The organism is Streptomyces sp. NPDC104814, assembly GCF_055583185.1.
On sequence record NZ_JBVJOL010000001.1, the window covers coordinates 263,741 to 284,851 of the forward strand.

Below are 21,111 nucleotides of genomic sequence, written 5' to 3' on the forward strand. Positions count from 1 at the left end.
GGGGTCCGGCGTTTGCGGCGGGCGGTTCCGAAGCGGTCACGGTCCGGACTCGGCCCGGACACCGGCGCTGTCAGTGGTGTTTGAGAGAGTGGGGACATGAGCGCAACGGGTACGCAGCACGTCGTCGTCATCGGGGCCGGGATCGCCGGGCTGGCCGCGGCCCACCGGCTGCTGGACCGCGGCGTGCGCGTGACCGTCCTGGAGGCCTCCGGCCGGATCGGCGGCAAGCTGCTGCCCGGCGAGATCGCCGGTGTCCGCGTCGACCTCGGCGCCGAGTCGATGCTCGCCCGCCGCCCCGAGGCGGTGGGCCTCGCCCGCGAGGTCGGCCTCGCAGACCGCCTCCAGCCCCCGTCCACCGCGACGGCCTCGATCTGGACCCGCGGCGCCCTGCGCCCCATGCCCAAGGGCCACGTCATGGGCGTCCCCGGCACCGCCTCCGCCCTCGCGGGCGTCCTGTCCGACGAGGGACTGGCCCGCATCGAGCGGGACGCCGAGCTGCCGCGCACCGAGGTCGGCGACGACGTGGCGGTGGGGGAGTACGTGGCGCGGCGCCTGGGCCGCGAGGTCGTCGACCGCCTCGTCGAGCCCCTGCTCGGCGGGGTCTACGCGGGCGACGCCTACCGCATCTCCCTGCGCTCGGCCGTCCCCCAGCTGTTCCAGGCCGCGCAGACCCACACCTCACTGACCGAGGCGGTCCGCGAGATCCAGGCCAGGGCCGCCGCGAACCAGCAGACCGGGCCGGTCTTCATGGGCATCGCCGGCGGCATCGGCTCCCTGCCCCTCGCGGTCGCGGACGCCGTACGGGCGCGCGGCGGCGAGATCACCACCGGCGCGCCCGTGACCGGGCTGCGCCGGGAGCCGGGCGGCAGCTGGCGCGTCACGGCCGGCGAGCGGACCCTGCCCGCGGACGCCGTGGTCCTCGCCGTCCCGGCGCCCGCCGCCGCCCGTCTGCTGGCCGCCGAGTCCCCGCAGGCCGCGGCCGAGCTGCGCACGATGGAGTACGCCTCCATGGCCCTGATCACCCTCGCCTACCGGCGCGCCGGGACCCGGCTGCCCGACGGCAGCGGCTTCCTCGTCCCGCCGGTCGACGGCCGCACGATCAAGGCGTCCACCTTCGCCTCGAACAAATGGGGCTGGATCGCCGACGAGGATCCCGACGTGCTCGTGCTGCGCACCTCGGTCGGCCGGCACGGCGAGACGGAGATCCTCCAGCGGGACGACGCCGAGCTGGTCGAGGTCTCCCGGCAGGACCTGAAGGAGGCCACCGGGCTCGACGCCACCCCCCTCGCCACCCGCGTCACCCGCTGGGACGACGGCCTGCCCCAGTACCCCGTCGGCCATCACGCGCGCGTGGCCCGCGTCCGCGAGCACGTGTCCCGCCTGCCCGGCCTCGCGGTGTGCGGCGCGCAGTACGACGGTGTCGGCATCCCCGCGTGCATCGCGAGCGCGTACGCCGCCGTCGACCAGCTCGGCGGCGATCTTCGCGCTGTGCAGGAGCTCACCGCCCACCCGGTGCAGAGCCTGCACGGCGGAGCGGGAGAATAGGGTCATGAGTGACGACGCCCCCACCACTGCCCCGGACCGGATTCCGAACAAGGGCAAGCTGGCCAAGGACCTCAACGAGGTCATCCGCTACACGCTGTGGTCCGTCTTCAAGCTGAAGGACGTGCTGCCCGAGGACCGCACCGGCTACGCCGAAGAGGTCCAGGAGCTGTTCGACCAGCTCGCCGCGAAGGACGTGACGATCCGCGGCACGTACGACGTGTCCGGTCTGCGCGCCGACGCCGACCTCATGATCTGGTGGCACGCCGAGACCAGCGACCAGCTCCAGGAGGCGTACAACCTCTTCCGCCGCACCAAGCTCGGCCGCGCGCTGGAGCCGGTGTGGTCGAACATGGCGCTGCACCGTCCCGCCGAGTTCAACCGCGCGCACATCCCGGCCTTCCTCGCCGACGAGACGCCCCGCAACTACGTGAGCGTCTACCCGTTCGTGCGCTCCTACGACTGGTACCTGCTCCCCGACGAGGACCGGCGCCGCATGCTCGCCGACCACGGCAAGATGGCCCGCGGCTTCCCGGACGTGCGCGCGAACACGGTCGCCTCGTTCTCGCTGGGCGACTACGAGTGGATCCTCGCCTTCGAGGCCGACGAGCTGTACCGGATCGTCGACCTCATGCGCCACCTGCGCGCCTCGGAGGCCCGTATGCACGTCCGCGAGGAAGTCCCGTTCTTCACGGGCCGCCGCAAGGACGTCGGCGAACTGATCGCGGGCCTGGCGTAAGGGCCGCCTACCGGGGTTTCGGCTCCGCGTGCGGCGCGCACGACGCGCGCCGCACGGGAAGCCGCCCGTCGAGCAGATACGCCTCCAGGTAGCCGTTGACGCACCGGTTCGGGCCCCCGGCCACCCCGTGCGTCCCGGCGTCCCGCTCGGTCACCAGCACCGACCCCGACAGCCGCCGCTGCAGTTCCAGCGCCCCCTCGTAGGGCGCCGCCGCGTCCCGCTCGGCGGCCAGGATCAGCACGGGCGGCAACTCACCGGGCCCCGTCCGTACATCGAGGACCCGCTGACGCGGGGCGAGCCAGTACGCACAGGGCAGGTTCGCCCACACGTTGTCCCACGTCTCGAACGGCGCCACCCGCGCCAGCCGCGTGTTGTCCCGGTCCCAGACGCGGAAGTCGGTCGGCCAGGGCGCGTCGTTGCACTCCACGGCCGTGTAGACGGCGTTCGCGTTCTCCGCCTCGGCCGCCGCCTCCGCGACCGGTGCCGCCTGCTCGATCAGCGGCCCGGCATCGCCCCTGAGGTACGCCGACAGCGCGTGCGCCCGCTGCGGCCAGTAGTCGTCGAAGTACCCGGCCTGCAGGAACGCGTTCTGCAACTGCGCCGGGCCGACCTTCCCGCCGGCCGGTGCCGCGGCCAGCTTCGCCGCGGCCCGCTCGTAGCTGGCGCGCACCTTCTCGGGGGTGTCGCCGAGCCGGTAGACGTCGTCGTGCCGGGCGATCCACTCCCGCAGGTCCGCCCAGCGGCCCTCGAACGCCGCCGACTGGTCGAGGTTGTCGCGGTACCAGATCTTCGCCGGGTCGGGATTCACCGCCGAGTCGAACACCATCCGGCGCACATGCGAGGGGAACAGCGTCGCGTACAGCGCGCCGAAGTAGGTGCCGTACGAGGCGCCCAGGAACGTCAGCCGGTTCTCGCCCAGCGCGGCGCGGATGACGTCGAGGTCGCGGGCGTTGTTCAGCGAGGTGTAGTGCGCCAGCGCGCCGCCGGCCCGCTGGGCGCATCCGCGCGCGTACGCCTTCGCCTGCGCGATCCGCTCCTGCTTGTACGCGGCCGAAGGGTACGTCGGCGCCTGCGACGGAGCCTTGAGGAAGTGCCCCGGGTCCTGGCAGGACAGGGGAGCGGAGCGGCCCACCCCGCGCGGCGAGTAACCGATCAGATCGTAGGCGGCGGCGATGCGCTTCCACTGCGGGGTGAGGCCGACCAGCGGGAAGTACAGGCCGTCGCCGCCGGGACCGCCCGGGTTGTAGACCAGGGACCCCTGGCGGGGCACGCGCCGCTTGCTGTTGAGCGGGTCGCGGTGGGTGGCCAGGACCCGGCTGACGGCCAGCTTGATCTGCAGGCCCTCGGGGTGGGCGTAGTCGAGCGGGACCGTCACGGTGCCGCACTGCATGCTGCCCGGCATGTCGGACGCGTCCGAGCAGGCGCCGAACTCGATGCCGCGCGCGGCGGCCCGGGCGGCCGCCACCACCACTCCGCGGGTCTCGGCGGCGCGTTCCGCCCGCGCGGCCACGGCGCCCCGGGAATCGGCGGCCCGGGCGGCGGTCCCGGTCAGTGCGGGCGGCACGGCCGGGGGCGCGCCCGGCGCGCTGCCGGCCGGGGCGGCGGCCAGGGCGGTCAGCAGCAGTGACCCGGCGGCCGAGCAGAGGGCGGCGGCTCTCATGGCGTATCCCTTTCGTGCGCGTCTGCAACACAAGGGATGTTCGTCCGCCTGATGGTGAAGGCAAGCACCGCCCGGCTGGTGTCGGCGCCAATGCCCCCAGTGCGCCCCCCTAGGGTCTGTCGTTTGGATCAGGCCGGCCTCGAGTTGCGGTGCGTCTCGGCCGACCCGAGCGGGGTCTGGTGCGTGCAGCTGCAAGGCGGAGGAGGGCGCCAACGCGGTGGGGGTCCCCCCTGCTCGAAGAGCTAGGGGGAGTGCGTGCCAGACCCCGCGACGCCGGGATGATCCAAACGACAGGCCCTAGACCCGGTCCGGGCCGGGCCGGTCGCGGTGGGCGAGCGCGGCGCGCAGATCCGGTTCGCCGACGGCACGGATGCCGCGTACGGCGACGGCGATCAGGTGGCCCAGGTCGTCACCGGCGCCGCCGGCTCCCCGCGTCAGGGCGCTCAGTAGCCGTTGACCGGCCGGTGAGGCCCAGCGGGAGTAGGGGTGCGCCTCGATCCGGGCGAGGACCAGGCAGCCGAGGGCCAGAGCGAGCGGCAGCCCGAACCACATCGCGACCAGGGTCCGCGGCACACCGGTCGGCCCCGGCGTCAGCAACGCGGCCGCACCCAGGGCCGCCACGGCCAGCGCGGCCAGCCGCACCCGGCGCACTCCGGCCGCGACCGAGGTGCGCCCCCCGTCCGGTACGGCCAGACCCGCCCGCACGAGCCGGTCGGCGAGGTGGCGCACCGCGTCGGCGGCGGACGCGGCGGCGCGGACCGGCGCGATCCTCGACTGGCCCTCGGGCCCTATCGCCCCTATCACCGACCGCTCCATCTCGTCCCGCCCGCACGGGTCGACGACCGTCGCCCAGCCGGTGTGCGCGAGCAGCAGCCGGCGCTGGCGGGCCATCGACACAAGGGTGAGATCGGCGACCCGGCCGGGGCCTCCGGACAGGAACGCGGCCTCGTACAGCGTCAGATCGTATGCGCGTACCCCGGTGGTCTCCTGCGCCTCGACGGCGGCCGCGCGGACGGCGGCCAGGCACAGCCGCGTGCACGCCACGGCGGTGACGACCCAGGCGAGCAGCAGGAGGAGGACCCAGACCATGCCGTGTTTCTATGCCACGGACTCCACGGTCCGCCACGGGTTGTTCACCATCCGGACACTGTGGTGTGGGTATCTGACGTTCCGTTTCCGGCGCCGGCGAGCGACGCCACGACAGCGGATGACCGGACCACCCGGCCGCCGGTCCGGGGATCTCACCGGCGCAGCAGCACCCGCCGGGTGGCGCGGGCCAGCCGGGCCGCCGGGCGTTGCGCAGGCGGCCGGGGCCCGGACCGCTCCCGCCACCACCGGTGCAGCTCGCCCCGCGCACGCTCGTCCGCCACCGCGCCGGTGCGCAGCAGCGACCCGGCGAACTCCAGCGCGTCCAGGCGGTAGCCGCCGCTCATCGGGTGGTGCTGGGCGTAGGCCAGGAACGCCGGACGGTAGACGGCGCCGAGAATGCCCGGCAGCTCCGGGGCGACCTTGGCCACCACGTCCGCCCGTTTGGCGGCCAGCGCCCGTGCCTGCACGGTCAGCCGCGCCCGGTCGAAACCCTCCGGCACGGGTGTGCCCGCGACCAGCGCCGACAGCAGCGCGGTCTCGGCCAGTGCGAGCCGCGCCCGGGTGGCGTCGGGGACGGCCGGCAGGCCGGGAAGGGCGACGGGCTGCGGCTGCGGCTGGGGCTGTGGATGTGGCTGGGGCCCGGTGGGCGAGACGTCCGGCGTGCTCGCCGACGCCCGGCCCCGCTCCACCGCCGCGCGTATCGAGGTCAGCTCACGCTCCAGTTCGGACGGCGCGGGGAAGTCGTCGTCCCGTTCCAGCAGGACGCCCGGCGGGCTGGTGCGGGAGGCCAGGTCGGCGAGGATGTCCAGAACCGGCTGCGGCACCGGGTGCGCGTGGCTGTCGTGCCATACGCCGTCCCGCTCGACGCCGCCCGCGACATGGACGTACGCCAGGGCCTCCACGGGCAGCTCGGCCAGCGCCTTGGCCGGGTCCTCGCCGCGGTTGACGTGGTTGGTGTGCAGGTTCGCCACGTCGACGAGCAGCCGCACCCCGGTGCGGTCGGCCAGCTCGTACAGGAACTGGCCCTCCGTCAGCTCCTCGCCGGGCCAGCCGATCAGCGCGGCGATGTTCTCCACGGCGAGCGGCACGGGCAGCGCGTCCTGGGCGACGCGGATGTTCTCGCACAGCACGTCCAGGGCGTCCCGGGTACGTGGCACCGGCAGCAGATGGCCGGCCTCCAGCCGGGGCGAGGCAGTCAGCTCGCCGCCCGCCCGCACGAACGCGATGTGCTCGGTGACCAGCGGCGAGCCGAGCGCCTCGGCGCGTTCGGCGAGCGCGGTGAGCCGGTGCGGGTCGGGGCGGTCGGCGCCGCCGAGGCCCAGCGAGACGCCGTGCGGCACGACGGTGACGCCGCGCTCGCGCAGCCGGCGCAGCGAGTCGGGCAGGTGACCGGGGCAGACGTTCTCCGCCACCACCTCGACCCAGTCGATGCCCGGCATGCGCTCGACGGCCTCGGCGATCTCGGGCCGCCAGCCGATGCCCGTGCCCAGTCGCTCCATGGGTCCCCCTCCTCGTCGCTCACCGCGGGCGGTCGATGTGACGGGGGTATGGCCCCGGCAGCGGGCGGCGAACCGCGCGGGCCGGGGGTTCAGAGCAACATTTGAGGTTGGACGGCGCTGTCGCGAGCCGCCGGGACGCCTGGGCGGTTCCACGGCGGAACGGAGCCGGGCGGGGCGGATCCGTGTCCGGCACGGGGCCGGGTGGGGCGCCTGCGCATCCAGCGTGTGATCAACGCAGCGCCGGGTGCTCCGCGACCACGGTGCAGCTGCCCGGCGCGATCTCGGTGAAGCCCGCGTCCCGCACCAACGGCAGGCCGGCCCGGGTCAGTTCACGCCAGTGCGCGGGCGCGGCGGTGCGCACGGCCAGCGGGAAACCGGCGTCCCGCCAGGCGGCCCGCTCCTCGTCCGACAGCTCCCACCAGGCCAGTTGGGCGCCGTGCCCGGCCTGTGCCATCGCCTTGCCGGCCGACATCTCCACCTCGGGGCTCATCCACAGGACCGGCCCCGCCGGGTCCGCCTCGGCGGGCGGTTCCGGGTCGTCCAGCTCGGTGCCGGAGACCTGCAACTTGGCCAGCTCCTTCGGCCAGCCGTCCAGCGGCACCGGCGGGAACACCCGCACCTCGGCCGACTTCCCGGTGACCGTGATACCGGGCAGCTCCTGGGCGCGCCGCCACTCCGCTCCGCGCGCCCGGCGCACCACCTTGCGGATGCGCGCGTCCTGCCAGTCCCGCATCGCCTGCGCCCACTCGCCGTCCCCGAGCGAACGCTCGTCGCTCAGCATCACCAGCACCGCGCGGGCCGCCGTCTCCAGGGCGTCGGTGCGGGCGGGCGGCGCGGCCTTCTCCAGCCGCACGACCAGCGGCAGCACGTACTGCGGGGCGAGGTCGCGGTCACCGGGTTCGGAGCGGAAGGGGCTGTCCTGCACGGGGGTGGGTTCAGTGTTCACGCCGTCCAGTCTGCCAAGCCGCCGCGGAACGCCCGCCCGTGCGTCTCAGCCCGAGCAGGCGGTGCGCTGCGCCTCCTGCCATTCGCAGACGGGGCACAGCGTGATGCCCTTGTACGACTCCGGGTACTCCGTGGGCTCGCGGCACAGCACGCACTCGGCGTACGGCGGGCCGTCGGCCTTCGGGGGCCGGGCCGCGTCGATGAGGCAGTAGTCGACAGCCGCGTCGTCGTCGCTCATGCGTCCAGCGTACGAGAGCGGTCCCGATGCGAGCGGTTCGGATGCGAGCGGATCGGATGCGAGCGGTCGTACGAGGGCGTGGGACGGGGCGAGCGGGCGGCCGGGGGTCAGGGCCGGCCGTTCGCCTCGCCGATCAGCTCGGACACCTTCACGAAGGTGTAGCCGCGCTTGCGCAGCTCCGGCACCACGGCGCGCACGACCCGCTCGGTGGTCGGGGCGGCGCTGCGGGTGCAGTGCATGACCACCACGGACCCCGGCTTCACACCGTCCAGCACCTGCTGCACGACCGCGTCCGCGTCCGTCGCGAACGCGTCGCCGCTGACCACGTCCCACTGCACGGCCGTCACACCGGTGCCGCTGAGCGCCTTCAGCGCGTCCCGGTCGTAGCAGCCGCCCGGGAAGCGGAAGTACGGCCGCGCGTCCTTCACCCCGGCCGCGCGGAAGGCGGTGTAGGCCCGCTCGACGTCCTCGCGCATCCGGCCCGGGTCGACCCTGGGCAGTCCGTAGCAGTCGCCGGTGAAGGCGTAGTGGCTGTAGGAGTGGTTGGCGATCTCGAACAGCGGGTCACGGTCGATGGCCCGGGCCTCGGCCGGGTACTGCTGCGCCCACCGGCCCGTCATGAAGACCGTCGCCGGGACCTTCAGGGTGCGCAGGGCGTCGATCAGCCCCGGGTTGTCGAAGTGCTCGCCCGCCGCAGCGCGCGGTCCCTGGTCGGCGGTCATGTCGGCGTCGAAGGTCAGCGCGACGACCTTGCCGTGCCCGGTGCGCGGGCCGTTCTTGAAGACGGGCGTCAGCCCGGCCGGGCCGGGGGCCAGCGTCGGCGGCCGGGACACCGCGGCCGACGGGGACGCCGTGCTCGGCGCCGGCCGGGCGGTGTGCGGGGCCGCGGCGTGCGGCGCGGGGGTCCGTGCGGTGCCGCAGGCGGCGAGGGCGGCGCCGAGGGCGCACAGCGCGGTGAGACGGCGAAGGGGAACGATCACGGTACGACGATATGACTGCGAGCGACCCGCCCCGCCCCGCCCGCCCCCGACGCGACACCACATCACCCACCCGGCGTCAACGGCACCGAGCGAGACGGCCGACCGGCGTCAAAGGCACAGGCCGAGTCGGCGGACCGAGAGGGGCGCGGGGAACTGCGCGACCAGCCCCCACTCACCCGCAGCCGCTGACACGCACAAGCCCGAACCCCCGACGCACCCCGGCGTCACCCCTTGTGCCGCTTCAGCGGCCGCAGTGCCGGGCCCTGGAGGATCTCCCCGTCGATCCCGAACCGGGACCCGTGGCAGGGGCAGTCCCACGACCGCTCGGCGGCGTTGAAGTTCACCAGACAGCCCAGGTGGGTGCAGCGGGCGGACAGGGCGTGCAGCTCGCCGTCCTCGTCCCGGTACGCCGCGACCCGGTCGCCGCCCGCGCGGACCACCGCGCCCTCACCGGGGGCGACGTCTTCCAGGGACTTCGCCGGACGCAGCCGGTCGCCGACGAAGTGCCGCCCCACCTTGGCCTGCGTCTTCAGGAACGTCGGCGCCTCACGCACCACCGTGCCCAGCCGGCGCGGGTCGTACAGCCCGCTCCACGCGCACCCCTCGTCCCGGATCAGCGCCGTCAGCAGCCGCCCGGCCATCATCCCGCCGCTCAGCCCCCAGCCGCCGAAGCCGGTCGCCACGTAGGTGTGCTTCGCGCCGGGGTGCATCAGCCCGACCATCGGCACGGTGTCCGTGGGGTCGTTGTCCTGCGTGGCCCAGCGATGGGTGACGTACACGCCGGGGAAGTGCGTGGCCGCCCAGTCCGTCAGCTCCTCGAAGAGCGCCGGGGTGTCGCCGGTGCCGGGCGTGAAGTGCTGGCCGGTGACCACCAGGAACCGCTGCCCGTCGCCGTACGGCGCGGTCCGTACCGACCGTGTGTTCTCGTCCGGGGTGATGTACATGCCGTCCGGGTCCCGGTCGGCGGGGATCGTCCCGGCCACGACCAGCTCGCGGCGCGGGGAGAGCCGGGTGAACAGCAGCGCCCGGTCGAACACCGGGTAGTGCGTGGCGACGACCACCTTCCGCGCGGTCACCGTGACCCCCGCGTCCGTCGTCAGCCGGCACGGCTCGCCCTCGGTCAGCCCGGTCACGCGCGTGTACTCGTGGATCCGTCCGCCGCGCGCCTCCAGGTCCCCGGCCAGGGCGAGCAGGTACTTGCGCGGATGGAACTGCGCCTGCCCGGTCACCTTCACCGCGCCCGCGACCGGGAACGGCAGCCCGGTCTCCGTCACGAACGACGCCGGGAGCCCCGCCTCCTTCGCCGCCCGCGCCTCCGCGCGCAGCTCCTCGACCCGGCCGGCGTCGTGCACATAGGTGTAGGCGCTGCGTTCCTCCCAGTCGCAGTCGATGCCCAGCTCGGCCACGATCCCGGCGGCCCGCTCGATCGCCTCGGACTGCGAGCGGGCGTACAGCCGCGCGGCCTCCTCGCCACGGGTGCGCCGCAGCTTGTCGTAGATCAGGGTGTGCAGGGCGGTGACCTTGGCGGTCGTGTGGCCGGTCACCCCGGCGGCGACCCGGTCCGCCTCCAGAACGGCCACCCCGAGCCCGGCGCGGGTCAGCTCCCACGCCGTGCTCAGCCCGGCCATCCCGCCGCCGATCACGGCGACGTCGACCGTCAGGTCCTCCGTCAGGGTGGGCCGAGGGGTGCCGCCGGGTTCCGTCTGCAGCCAGTACGAGCCGCTGACCTGCTCTTTCCGCGTCATGCCGGGGCGGGTACCCCGTCCCGGCATGATCACGGCCGGCGACCGTCCCGCTATCGGCGCCAGGGGCCGGTCACCGCGAACGTCGTTCCCGGTGTGTAGCAGTTGACGTACATGGTGTCGCCGTCGGGGGAGAAGGTGACCCCGGCGAACTCGCCCCATTCGGGCTGCCCGGGGGTGCCGCCCGCCGCGGTGGCGGCTGGTGTGATGGCCTGGCGGCCGCGTGCCATGGCGTACACCTCGCCCTGGCGCGTGACCCCGAAGACGTACTGGGCGCCGTTGCCGTCCTCGCACACCATCAGCCCGCCGCTGGGCGCCAGACAGATGTTGTCCGGGGACTCGCCGGGCAACTGCACGTCGGTGTCCGGGCCGAAGACGATCACCAGCGTCAGACGGCGCCGCTTCGGGTCGTAGCGCCAGATCTGGCCGTAGTGGTCGGCGCCCGAGCCGTCCGCGCTGCGGGCGAAGGAGGACACGAAGTACACGCACGAGCCGCCCCAGTAGCAGCCCTCCAGCTTCTGCGCGTGGGTGATGCCCCCGCGGCCGTAGTCCTGCAGCCGGGTCGGGGTGGACGCGGCGAGCGGGTCGGGTACGTCGACCCACTCCACGCCGTCGAAGTGCGCGCCGGTCTCCTGGATCGGGGACAGATCCGGTACGCCCGGCACGCGCATCGCCTGCAGCCGGCCGCCCGCGCGCAGCGAACCGACGCCGCCCAGCGGTTTGTCCGGCAGGAAGCGGTAGAACAGGCCGAACGGCTTGAGGAAGGCGTCCTCCGTCTCGTAGACGACACCGTTGCGCGGGTCGACCGCGATCGCCTCGTGCTGGAAGCGCCCCATCGCGGTCAGCGGGACGGCGCCGGTGCGGTGCGGGTCGCTCGGGTGGACCTCGAAGACGAACCCGTGGTCCTTGGCGTAGCCGTTGGTGCCGGCCTTGTCCTCGGTCTCCTCGCAGGTCAGCCAGGTGCCCCAAGGGGTGTGGCCGCCGGCGCAGTTCACGGCCGTGCCGGCGATGGCGACATGCTCGGACAGGACGCGGCCCCGGGGGTCCAGCGTCAGGGCCGTACAGCCGCCCTTTCCCGCCGGGTCGTAGGTGAGGCCCTCGATCGTGGGCACGGGGACGGCCGCGGTGACCCGGTTCTCGTGGTTGCGCACGAGATGGGTGCGGCCCGCCCGGCCGGCGAACGCGGCCATGCCGTCGTGGTGGGAGGGGACCGGCCCCTCACCGGAGCGCAGCGGGTCGCCCTCGCGGGAGAGCACGGTGTAGCGGAAACCTTCCGGCAGGTCGAGCAGTCCGTTCGGGTCGGGGACGAGGGGGCCGTAGCCGGTGCGGCCCGGGTTCTGCGCGGCGGCGGTGCCCGCGAAGAGCTCGGACAGGGCCCCGGTGAAGGCGATGCCCGCTCCCAGGGCACTCGCACGGGCCAGAACCTGACGTCGAGTTGCAGACATGCGGCAGCAACCTTCCTGCTGGCGGACAGGAAATGCACAGGAACTCCTACTGACCCCGCCGTGTCTACCATCTGCCGCCGTGCGCGGGAACCACGCGTGTAGCACGTGTCACCGGGCGTGACGCCGCCGCCTCACTGCTCGATGACGTGGCCCTCCGGTGCCTGCTCGTCGACGACGCCGTTCGGCGACGGCCGGCCGTCGAGGCCCATCGGCACCTGTTCTTCGGGGAGACCCTTCGGTACCTGTTCTTCGGCGAGACTCTTCGGTACCTGTTCGTCGGTGAGACTCCTCGGTGCCTCCTCGGCGACGTGGTCCTTCGGCGTCTGCTCGGTCCGCTCGGCGCCCCTCTCCAGGAAGCGCAGCAGCTCAACCGGAATGGGCAGCACCAGCGTGGAGTTCTTCTCCGCCGCCACCGCCATCACCGTCTGCAGCAGCCGCAGCTGGAGCGCGGAGGGCGTGTCCTCCATGGCCTGGGCGGCCTGGGCCAGCTTCTTCGAGGCCTGCAGCTCGGCATCGGCGTTGATGATCCGCGCCCGCCGCTCGCGGTCGGCCTCGGCCTGCCGGGCCATCGACCGCTTCATCGTGTCGGGCAGCGAGACGTCCTTGATCTCGACCCGGTCGATCTGCACGCCCCAGCCGACGGCCGGGCTGTCGATCATCAGCTCCAGGCCCTGGTTCAGCTTCTCGCGGTCGGAGAGCAGGTCGTCCAGCTCGCTCTTGCCGATGATCGACCGCAGCGAGGTCTGCGCCATCTGGGAGACCGCGAAGCGGTAGTCCTCCACGTTGACGACCGCCGCGGTGGGGTCCACGACCTTGAAGTACACGACGGCGTCCACCCGCACCGTGACGTTGTCCCGGGTGATGCCCTCCTGGCCCGGCACCGGCATGGTCACGATCTGCATGTTGACCTTCCGCAGCCGGTCGACCCCGGGAAGGATCAGGGCCAGCCCCGGGGGCCGCACGTCACCGCGCAGCCGGCCGAGCCGGAAGACCACTCCGCGCTCGTACTGCTTGACCACCCGCGCCGCGGCGGACAGGTACACCAGCCCTGCCACGCCGCCCGCCACGATCGCCCCCACCAGCTCCTCGACCATGCCGACCCCCTCACCGAGAGGTCCGTTCCGTCTACTCCTGCAACGATATGCCCGCCCTCCGGTCCCGGGCCACGCCCGGGACCGGAGGGCGGGCGGCGGCACGTGCTACGCCGCCGTCGTCACCTTCACCAGCTTCACCGGTTCCGTACCGACCGCGCTGTGCCGCTCGGCCCACGACTCGAGCGCCGTACGGCAGGCGTGGTCCAGGTGGTGCAGCCCCGAGAGGTCCAGCTCGACGGGCCGGTCCTGGGGGAGCGCCTCCAGGCTGTCGAGGATCTTCGGCAGCCGCAGGAAGGTCGCGTTGCCCGACAGATGCGCCTGGACGGGCCCGGCGCCCTTGTCGACGATCTCCAGCCGGACGTGCGAGGCCTCCCAGGCAGTCTTGACCACGGACAGGGCCAGGCCGATCAGCACGCCCTCGAACATGTTCACCGCGACGATCGACACGGCCGTGACCACGAGGATCAGCGCCTCGCCCCGGTGGCCGCGCCACAGGTCGGAGATCTGGCGGAACGGGATCAGCTTCCAGCCCGCGTGGACGAGGATTCCGGCCAGCGCGGGGATCGGGATCAGTGCCAGGGCGGCGGGCAGCGCGGCGGCGAACAGCAGCAGCCATACGCCGTGCAGCACGCGCGACGCCTTGGTCCTGGCGCCCGCCTGGACGTTGGCGGAGCTGCGCACGATCACGGCCGTCATGGGCAGCGCGCCCAGCAGACCGCACACCGTGTTGCCGGCGCCCTGGGCGATCATCTCCTTGTCGTACTGGGTGCGCGGACCGTCGTGCAGCCGGTCGACCGCCGCCGCGCTGAACAGGCTCTCGGCCGAGGCGATCAGCGCGAACGCGACGACGGTGCCCCACAGGGCCGGCTGGGCCAGGTCACCGAAGGCGGCGGCACCGGGCAGCTGGACGACCCCGAGCAGGCCCTCCACCTTCACCGTGGCGACCGGCAGGTCGAGGAGGAGGGTGGCGACCGTGGCCAGGACGACCGCGGCCAGCGCGCCGGGCACGGACCGCACCGCCTTCGGCAGCTTCTTCCACAGCACGATGACGGCGACGGTGCCGGCGCCGATCGCGAGCGAGGCGAGGGCCGCCGTGCTGCCGAGCACGTCGGCGAACGCCCCGGGCAGGCCCGTGACCTTGCCGATGCCGGTCTTCGGGGCGGTCAGCCCCGCGGCCGCGTAGATCTGCCCGGCGATGATCACCAGGCCGATGCCGCAGAGCATGCCCTCGACGACCGAGACGGATATCGCCCGGAACCAGCGGCCGATCCCGAAGAAGCCCATGGCGAGCTGGAACAGACCGGCGAGCAGCACGATCACCCCGAGGGTGCCCACCCCGAACTCGCTGACGGCCTCGAAGACGATCACCGTCAGGCCGGCGGCCGGCCCCGACACCTGGAGGCTGCTGCCGGGCATGAGCCCGGTGACCAGACCGCCCACGATGCCGGTGACGAGGCCCAGTTCGGCCGGGACGCCCGAGGCGACCGCGACGCCCACGCACAGGGGCACCGCGACCAGGAACACGACTATGGAGGCGAGGAAGTCCTGCCGCAGATGAGGAAACGCGCGCATGCCGGACCTCACAGTGCCTCGAAGGAGTCGGTGGCCGCGCGGTGTTCGCGCACGGCACCGGTGTGCACCTCGTAGTACCAGCCGTGCAGATTCAGCCGGCCGTCCGTCAGGCGCTCCTGCACACACGGGTAGGAGCGCAGCCGCAGCAGCTGGGCGAGCACATGGTGCTGCACCGCCCCGGCCACGGTGGGGTCCTGCGGATCGGCCGCCTCGGGGCCCTCGGCGGCATGCGCGAGCCAGTCCCGTACGGCAGGTACGGCGTCGAGGTCGTCGCCGCGTACCAGGGCGCCGACGGCGCCGCAGTGCGAGTGGCCGCAGACGACGACGTCCCGCACGCCGAGGACGTTCACCGCGTACTCGATGGTGGCCGCCTCCGAGGTGGGCCGGCCGGGGCTGTACGGCGGGACGATGTTGCCGGCGGTGCGCAGCTCGAAGAGCTGACCGGGGCCGGCGCCCGTGATCAGGGCCGGGACGACCCGGGAATCGGAGCAGGTGATGAACAGGACCTGCGGCGACTGGCCCTGGGCCAGCGGGGCGAACTCCTCAGGGCGCTGGCCGAAGGCACGGGCGTGGTCGATGAGGGGTTGCATGTGTGGTGACTCCTCCTGGCGCGCCGTGGGGGGCGCGTCGGGCTTCAAGGACAGAGGTGGGGTGTACTGCCTCCGCGCGCGGCGGAGGTGCCGGGTACGGCTCTGTTCTCAGCAGCGGAAGACCTGGAGTGCGGCCGGAGAGGGGGCCGGGGAGGGTCTGGGGGAGTGCCGCGGGGCTCTGCCGGCCGCGGAAGTGCGCGGGGCGGCGGGGTCCGGGGCCGACAGCGGGCGTTCGGATGCCTGGGGCGCCGAGTCGGCCGTGCGCTGACGGTCGCGGGGGCGCAGCGGGTCGGCCGGCCCGGGGAGGTGTCCGCAGTCCCGGGAGGAGACGGTCTCCTCGCGCAGAACCGCGACGGGGAGCGCCGCGCCGGGGCGAGCCTTGGCCTCTGCATGACCGGTCGTGTGCGCGAGTGCGAAGGAATCGATACCGGTGAAGAAGGGGAGGGCGAGCAGGATCGTGATGAGCATGGTGAGGGCCGTCCGGCCCGTCGTACCACGGAACATGTCCCTCCCCCCGCTCGACTCGCGCGTCATATGCAGACCAATGCTTGGTCAATAGATGGTCAAGAAACACGGTAGCGGTGAAAGGGCGTTTGCAAGGTTAACTACGCGTTACAAGCTGAAGAGAGCCTGAAAACAGAGGGTGGTTTGGCGCGAACCGGCTCCTGACCCGAGGTCAGGGCGTCGCGGGAGCGGGCGGCACGAAGCGGCTCAGCCGGTACGTCGTCGGCTGCGTCAGCCGCCCGCACAGCAGGTCGACACGCGTCGTCGACCAGTCGAGGTGCGGCTCGCTCGCGCGGATGAGGTCGAGGCGGGCGTGCAGCTCGGACTCGTCCCGGGTCTCCAGGAGCACCTCCCAGTGCCCCGCCTCGGGCGCGAAGCGCGCGGCGGCCCGCCGGCTCTCGGCCTGCTGCCGCCGCTTCCTCTTGCGCTGACCTGGCATCGGCCCAGCATCGCCGCCCGGCCAGGGGTGCGGCAAGGCCGGCCGGGCCCTACGGCTTCTCGACGAGGCCCTTGGCGTCGCGGGCCAGGGCCGTGAGGCGGGAGATGGCCCGGAAGTACTTCTTGCGGTAGCCGCCGTTCAGCATCTCCTCGCTGAACAGCTGGTCGAACGGCAGCCCCGAGGCAAGGACGGGCACCTCGCGGTCGTAGAGCCGGTCGGCGAGGACGACGAGCCGCAGCGCGGTGGACTGGTCCGGCACCGGACGCACGTCCGTCAGGCACACCGCCGCGAGCCCGTCGGTCAGCGCGCCGTAGCGGCTGGGGTGCACCTTGGCCAGGTGCTCCAGGAGCTGCGGGAAGGCGTCCAGCGAGGCACCCGCGGTGGCGTGCGCGGCGCGCCTGACCTGCTCGGCGGTGAACGGCGCGGGCGCCTGAGGCAGACCGCGGTGGCGGTAGTCCTCGCCGTCGATGCGCAGAGTGCGGAAGTGGGCCGACAGCCCCTGGATCTCGCGCAGGAAGTCGGCGGCGGCGAAACGGCCCTCGCCGAGCTTGCCGGGCAGCGTGTTGGAGGTGGCGGCGAGCGCGACACCGGCGTCGACCAGTTTGCCGAGCAGCGTGGAGACGAGAACGGTGTCGCCCGGGTCGTCCAGCTCGAACTCGTCGATGCACAGCAGGCGGTGGCCGGAGAGGGTCTGCACGGTCTGCTGGAAGCCCAGGGCGCCGACGAGGTTGGTCAGCTCCACGAAGGTGCCGAACGCCTTCTTCGCCGGCTCGGCCGGGGTGGCGTGCCACAGGGAGGCGAGCAGGTGGGTCTTGCCGACGCCGTAGCCGCCGTCGAGGTAGACGCCGCGGGGGCCGGCCGGGGCCTTCGCCGCCTTGGCCTTCGCCTTGCCGAAGCCGAAGAGGCCGCGCTTGGCGCCGCCGCCCGCACCCGCCCCGTCGAGTCCGGCCGCGAAGCTCTCCAGGACCTGCACGGCCTCGGTCTGGCTGGGCTGGTTCGGGTCCGGGATGTACGTGCTGAAACGGACCGAGTCGAACCGCGGCGGCGGCACCATCTCGGCCACCAGCCGGTCCGCGGGGACATGCGGCTCACGGGCGCACAGGGACAGCGGGGCCGCGTCGGCTATCGGGGCGAGGCTGGAGGCGGAGGTGGAGGACGACACGGTTCCCCAGCTTACGGGGCGTGCCAGACTGCACGACATGCGACGCCTGTTCCCTGTGACCGAAGAAACAGCAGCCCAGACCCTGCGGGGGGCTTCCGAGGAGGGCGCGGCGGCGGACGGATCGGACGAGGGGACCCTTGGCGGTGGCGCTGCGGGTCCCGTGGCGGGTCGGGGCACCGCGTCCGGTGACGGCACCGCGTCCGGCGGGGGGCCCGTCGGGCTGCCGACGTTCGCCCGCGGGGCCGACGGCCGTGAGTGGGGCCTCGCCGAGCTGGCCGCCGCGTACGCCTACCCCGAGCCGCCCGCCGGGCAGCGCCGGCCGTGGCTGCGGGCCAACATGGTCTCCAGCCTCGACGGCGCCGCCCAGCACGAGGGCCGCTCCCAGCCCATCTCCAACGCCACCGACATGCGGATCTTCGGCACCCTGCGGGCCCTGGCCGACGTGGTGGTCGTCGGGGCGGAGACGGTGCGCCAGGAGGGCTACCGCCCGGCACGCGTGCGTGCCGAGTTCGCCGGGATGCGCGAGGCCGCCGGGCAGGACCCGGTGCCGGCGGTCGCCGTGGTCACCGCGAGTCTGGACCTCGACTTCTCGCTGCCCCTGTTCACCTCGCCCGTGGTGCCGACGCTCGTGCTCACCGGCGCCGCGTCCTCCCCGGAGCGCCGGGCCGCGGCCGAGAAGGCGGGCGCGAAGGTCGTCATCGCCGGCGACGGCGTCGGCGTGGACCCGGTCCGCGTCGTGCAGGCCCTCGCCGAGCTGGGCCACACCCGTCTGCTGACCGAGGGCGGCCCCCGGCTGCTCGGACAGATGGTGGCCTCCGAGGTGCTCGACGAGCTGTGTCTGACGGTCTCCCCGATGCTCACCGCCGGGGACGCCCAGCGCATCGCCGGAGGGCCCTCCGTCACCGTTCCGCACCGCTTCGCACTGGTGTCCCTACTGGAGGAGGACGGCTTCCTCTACAGCCGTTATTGCAGGTCGCAGCCCTGAGTGCGGTGCCCGGCACCCGCTCGTCGGCCCCCTGGCGGGCGGGCGGGTGCCCGGAGCACCGACATCAGCGGAATCTGCCGTTCCGTTTCGCTTCGGGCGGGCACACTAAATCCGGCAGTACCCGTGCGATCACGGGGCAGGATGGTTTCCGCAGGGCCTGGCACGGCCCACGCAGGACAGGGGGCCCGGACCCCCGCAGCAGAAGGGGCGCCTGGTGTTCACAAGCGTTTTGATGATCGAGAAGGCCCTGACGTCCGCCGACGTGGAGTTCGTCACCAGCTTGCACGGGGACGAGCCGGTCGCCTTCCACGTCCTGCTCCAGCCCCGCGGCGACCAGGCCGACCGGCTGCTGAGAGCCATCGACGACATCGCGCTCGGCGAGATCGACGAGGCCGCGCGAGAGGGGGAGACGCCCGAGGGCGACGAGGCCAAGAGCGTCGGCCGGCAGGCCCTGGACGTCTCCCTGACCGCCCTGCGCTCGTCCGGCAGCGCGGCCGAGGGCCGGCTCGTCGAGGACCATCCGCTGGATGCTCTGCGGACCCTGGTGGACGAGGTCGGCGCGGACGAGGTGATCGTGCTGACCGATCCGCACTACGTGGAGGAGTTCTTCCACCGTGACTGGGCCTCGCGGGCGCGGCACAAGGTGGGGGTGCCGGTGCTGAAGCTGTTCTCCCACAGCAAAGCCTGATCGCCAGGGGCGGTGCGGTCCGGTGCGTTCGGTGCGGGGCGTTCGGTGCGGTGCGGTGCGTTCTGCGCGGTGCGTGGGCGGGTGCGGCGCCGTCGTGGCAGGTCGCGCAGTTCCCCGCGCCCCTTGCGTCGGACCAGTGCCCTGCGTTGCAAGGAGCCCGGCGCTCGACCGCATAGGCTAGGCACGCTCCGTCCGCACCGTATGGGAGAAGAACGCATGGCACCCGGCCTTCCTACCGCCATGGACCGACCGCACTTCATCGGCATCGGGGGCGCCGGGATGTCGGGCATCGCCAAGATCCTCGCGCAGCGCGGCGCCAAGGTGGCCGGCAGCGACGCCAAGGAGTCCGCCACCGCCGAGGCGCTGCGCGCGCTGGGCGCGACCGTGCACATCGGGCACGCCGCCGAGCACCTCGCCGACGACGCGAGCTGTGTGGTCGTCTCCTCCGCGATCCGCAAGGACAACCCGGAGCTGGTGCGCGCCGCCGAGCTGGGCATCCCGGTCGTGCACCGCTCCGACGCGCTCGCCGCGCTGATGGAGGGCCTGCGTCCGATCGCCGTCGCCGGCACCCACGGCAAGACCACCACCACGTCGATGCTCGCGGTCTCCCTGACCGCCCTGGGCCTGAACCCGTCGTACGCCATCGGCGGCGACCTCGACGCGCCCGGCTCCAACGCCCTGCACGGCGACGGCGAGATCTTCGTCGCCGAGGCCGACGAAAGCGACCGCAGCTTCCACAAGTACGCCCCCGAGGTCGCCATCGTCCTCAACGTCGAGCTCGACCACCACGCCAACTACGCCTCGATGGACGAGATCTACGAGTCCTTCGAGACCTTCGCCGGGAAGATCGTCCCCGGCGGCACGCTGGTGATCTCCGCCGACCACGAGGGTGCGCGCGAGCTGACCCGGCGCGTCAAGGACGTGCGCGTGGTGACGTACGGCGAGGCCGAGGACGCCGGCGTGCGGGTGCTGTCGATCGTGCCGCAGGGCCTCAAGAGCCAGGTCACCGTCGTCCTCGACGGCCAGGAGCTGACTTTCGAGGTCTCCGTCCCCGGCCGCCACTACGCCCTCAACGCGGTCGCCGCGCTCACCGCGGGCGCCGCCCTCGGCATCCCGGCCGCCGAGCTGGCCCCGGCCATCGCCGCGTACACGGGCGTCAAGCGGCGCCTGCAGCTCAAGGGCGAGGCGGCCGGCGTCCAGGTCATCGACTCCTACGCCCACCACCCCACCGAGATGACCGCCGACCTGGAGGCCATGCGGGCCGCCGCGGGCGACGCGCGCATCCTCGTCGTCTTCCAGCCGCACCTGTTCTCCCGCACGCAGGAGCTCGGCAAGGAGATGGGCCAGTCGCTGGCCCTGGCCGACGCCTCCGTCGTCCTCGACATCTACCCGGCCCGCGAGGACCCGATCCCCGGCATCACCAGCGAGCTGATCATCGAGGCCGCGCGCGCCGCGGGCGCCGAGGTCACGGCCGTCCACGACAAGGCGGAGGTGCCGGACGTGGTCGCGGGAATGGCACGGGCCGGTGATCTCGTTCTCACCATGGGCGCGGGCGACGTCACGGACCTCGGACCGCGCATCCTGGACCGTCTCGCGCAGTAGTGAAGGGGTTGGCCGACATGTCGTACGACGTCGAGAAGCCGGACGAGCAGTGGCGCGCGGAGCTGACCCCGGCGGAGTACGCGGTGCTGCGCCAGGCCGGCACCGAGCCCGCGTTCGTCGGTGAGTACACGGACACCAGGACCAAGGGCGTGTACTCCTGCCGGGCCTGCGGTGCCGAACTGTTCACCTCGCAGACCAAGTTCGAGTCGCACTGCGGCTGGCCGTCCTTCTACGACCCGAAGGACACGGACGCGGTGGAGCTGGTGCAGGACCGCTCCCACGGCATGGTCCGCACCGAGGTGCGCTGCGCCCGCTGCGGTTCCCACCTCGGGCACGTCTTCGAGGGGGAGGGCTATCCGACCCCGACCGACCAGCGCTACTGCATCAACAGCATCGCGCTGCGCCTGGAGCCCGAGGAGGGCTGAGCGCGCCCCGAGGAGGGCTGAGCGCGCCCCGAGGAGGGCTGAGCGCGCCCCGGGGAACGCTGAGCGCCTGTCCGGAGAAGGCTGAGCGGGTCACCGGGCCGACCTAGACTGACAGGGGAGGCCCGGCCCGCGGCCGGCGCAGACCGGCATGGTCCGAAGCGGGAAGGCGGT

20 protein-coding genes are annotated in these 21,111 nt (G+C 73.4%); 6 read left to right on the forward strand and 14 right to left on the reverse strand.

What is annotated here, in order from left to right:
- The first annotated feature begins 96 nt into the window (after window positions 1–96).
- Both hemG and hemQ read left to right on the forward strand, forming a co-directional pair.
- Entirely contained in the window at window positions 97–1,545 is a 1,449-nt protein-coding gene (gene hemG, locus ACZ64A_RS01015) for a protoporphyrinogen oxidase (RefSeq protein WP_469807353.1), read from the forward strand.
- Between the two features lie 4 nt (window positions 1,546–1,549).
- On the forward strand, window positions 1,550–2,281 hold the full coding sequence (gene hemQ / locus ACZ64A_RS01020; protein ID WP_469807354.1) for a hydrogen peroxide-dependent heme synthase: 732 nt from the start codon (window positions 1,550–1,552) through the stop codon (window positions 2,279–2,281).
- A 7-nt stretch (window positions 2,282–2,288) separates the two neighbouring features.
- On the opposite strand, the gene ACZ64A_RS01025 is transcribed toward hemQ, so the two are convergent.
- From ACZ64A_RS01025 to zapE, 14 genes are all read right to left on the reverse strand, one after another.
- Window positions 2,289–3,941, reverse strand: a complete 1,653-nt coding sequence (locus tag ACZ64A_RS01025; RefSeq protein WP_469807355.1) for an alpha/beta hydrolase — start codon at window positions 3,939–3,941, stop codon at window positions 2,289–2,291.
- Window positions 3,942–4,238: 297 nt separating this feature from the next.
- The gene (locus tag ACZ64A_RS01030; RefSeq protein ID WP_469807356.1) at window positions 4,239–5,030 is read right to left on the reverse strand and encodes a TIGR04222 domain-containing membrane protein; all 792 of its coding nucleotides are present in this window, start codon (window positions 5,028–5,030) and stop codon (window positions 4,239–4,241) included.
- Window positions 5,031–5,182: 152 nt separating this feature from the next.
- Entirely contained in the window at window positions 5,183–6,529 is a 1,347-nt protein-coding gene (locus ACZ64A_RS01035; protein ID WP_469807357.1) for an MbnB/TglH/ChrH family RiPP precursor modification enzyme, read from the reverse strand.
- 229 nt (window positions 6,530–6,758) lie between these two features.
- Window positions 6,759–7,475, reverse strand: a complete 717-nt coding sequence (locus ACZ64A_RS01040) for an aminoacyl-tRNA hydrolase (protein WP_469807358.1) — start codon at window positions 7,473–7,475, stop codon at window positions 6,759–6,761.
- A 45-nt stretch (window positions 7,476–7,520) separates the two neighbouring features.
- Window positions 7,521–7,712, reverse strand: coding sequence for a hypothetical protein (locus ACZ64A_RS01045; RefSeq protein ID WP_469807360.1), 192 nt, complete (start codon window positions 7,710–7,712; stop codon window positions 7,521–7,523).
- A gap of 107 nt (window positions 7,713–7,819) precedes the next feature.
- Window positions 7,820–8,692: a polysaccharide deacetylase family protein gene (locus tag ACZ64A_RS01050; RefSeq protein ID WP_469807361.1), complete on the reverse strand. Its 873-nt coding sequence runs from the start codon at window positions 8,690–8,692 to the stop codon at window positions 7,820–7,822.
- A gap of 224 nt (window positions 8,693–8,916) precedes the next feature.
- The gene (locus ACZ64A_RS01055) at window positions 8,917–10,437 is read right to left on the reverse strand and encodes an FAD-dependent oxidoreductase (RefSeq protein WP_469807363.1); all 1,521 of its coding nucleotides are present in this window, start codon (window positions 10,435–10,437) and stop codon (window positions 8,917–8,919) included.
- 50 nt (window positions 10,438–10,487) lie between these two features.
- Window positions 10,488–11,879 (reverse strand): PhoX family protein, encoded by a 1,392-nt coding sequence (locus ACZ64A_RS01060; RefSeq protein ID WP_469807364.1) that lies wholly within the window; start codon window positions 11,877–11,879, stop codon window positions 10,488–10,490.
- Between the two features lie 131 nt (window positions 11,880–12,010).
- Window positions 12,011–12,973: a slipin family protein gene (locus tag ACZ64A_RS01065; protein WP_469807365.1), complete on the reverse strand. Its 963-nt coding sequence runs from the start codon at window positions 12,971–12,973 to the stop codon at window positions 12,011–12,013.
- Window positions 12,974–13,078: 105 nt separating this feature from the next.
- Entirely contained in the window at window positions 13,079–14,545 is a 1,467-nt protein-coding gene (locus ACZ64A_RS01070) for a SulP family inorganic anion transporter (RefSeq protein WP_469807367.1), read from the reverse strand.
- Window positions 14,546–14,553: 8 nt separating this feature from the next.
- On the reverse strand, window positions 14,554–15,135 hold the full coding sequence (locus tag ACZ64A_RS01075) for a carbonic anhydrase (protein ID WP_469807369.1): 582 nt from the start codon (window positions 15,133–15,135) through the stop codon (window positions 14,554–14,556).
- 108 nt (window positions 15,136–15,243) lie between these two features.
- Complete coding sequence (locus ACZ64A_RS01080) at window positions 15,244–15,639, reverse strand: hypothetical protein (RefSeq protein ID WP_469807370.1); 396 nt, start codon at window positions 15,637–15,639, stop codon at window positions 15,244–15,246.
- 172 nt (window positions 15,640–15,811) lie between these two features.
- Complete coding sequence (locus ACZ64A_RS01085) at window positions 15,812–16,078, reverse strand: hypothetical protein (RefSeq protein WP_469807372.1); 267 nt, start codon at window positions 16,076–16,078, stop codon at window positions 15,812–15,814.
- A 49-nt stretch (window positions 16,079–16,127) separates the two neighbouring features.
- Window positions 16,128–17,240, reverse strand: coding sequence for a cell division protein ZapE (zapE, locus tag ACZ64A_RS01090; protein ID WP_469807374.1), 1,113 nt, complete (start codon window positions 17,238–17,240; stop codon window positions 16,128–16,130).
- Window positions 17,241–17,277: 37 nt separating this feature from the next.
- Here zapE and ACZ64A_RS01095 point away from each other — a divergent pair, with 37 nt between their 5' ends.
- The 4 genes from ACZ64A_RS01095 (at window position 17,278) to msrB (ending at window position 20,940) form a co-directional block, all read left to right on the forward strand.
- Window positions 17,278–18,225 carry a pyrimidine reductase family protein gene (locus ACZ64A_RS01095; protein ID WP_469807376.1) on the forward strand — a complete coding sequence of 316 codons (948 nt, stop codon included), beginning with the start codon at window positions 17,278–17,280 and terminating at the stop codon, window positions 18,223–18,225.
- Window positions 18,226–18,439: 214 nt separating this feature from the next.
- The gene (locus ACZ64A_RS01100) at window positions 18,440–18,913 is read left to right on the forward strand and encodes an indole-3-glycerol phosphate synthase (protein WP_469807378.1); all 474 of its coding nucleotides are present in this window, start codon (window positions 18,440–18,442) and stop codon (window positions 18,911–18,913) included.
- A gap of 216 nt (window positions 18,914–19,129) precedes the next feature.
- Window positions 19,130–20,515, forward strand: a complete 1,386-nt coding sequence (gene murC, locus ACZ64A_RS01105; RefSeq protein WP_469807379.1) for a UDP-N-acetylmuramate--L-alanine ligase — start codon at window positions 19,130–19,132, stop codon at window positions 20,513–20,515.
- Between the two features lie 17 nt (window positions 20,516–20,532).
- Complete coding sequence (gene msrB / locus ACZ64A_RS01110) at window positions 20,533–20,940, forward strand: peptide-methionine (R)-S-oxide reductase MsrB (RefSeq protein ID WP_469807381.1); 408 nt, start codon at window positions 20,533–20,535, stop codon at window positions 20,938–20,940.
- Window positions 20,941–21,111: the final 171 nt, after the last annotated feature.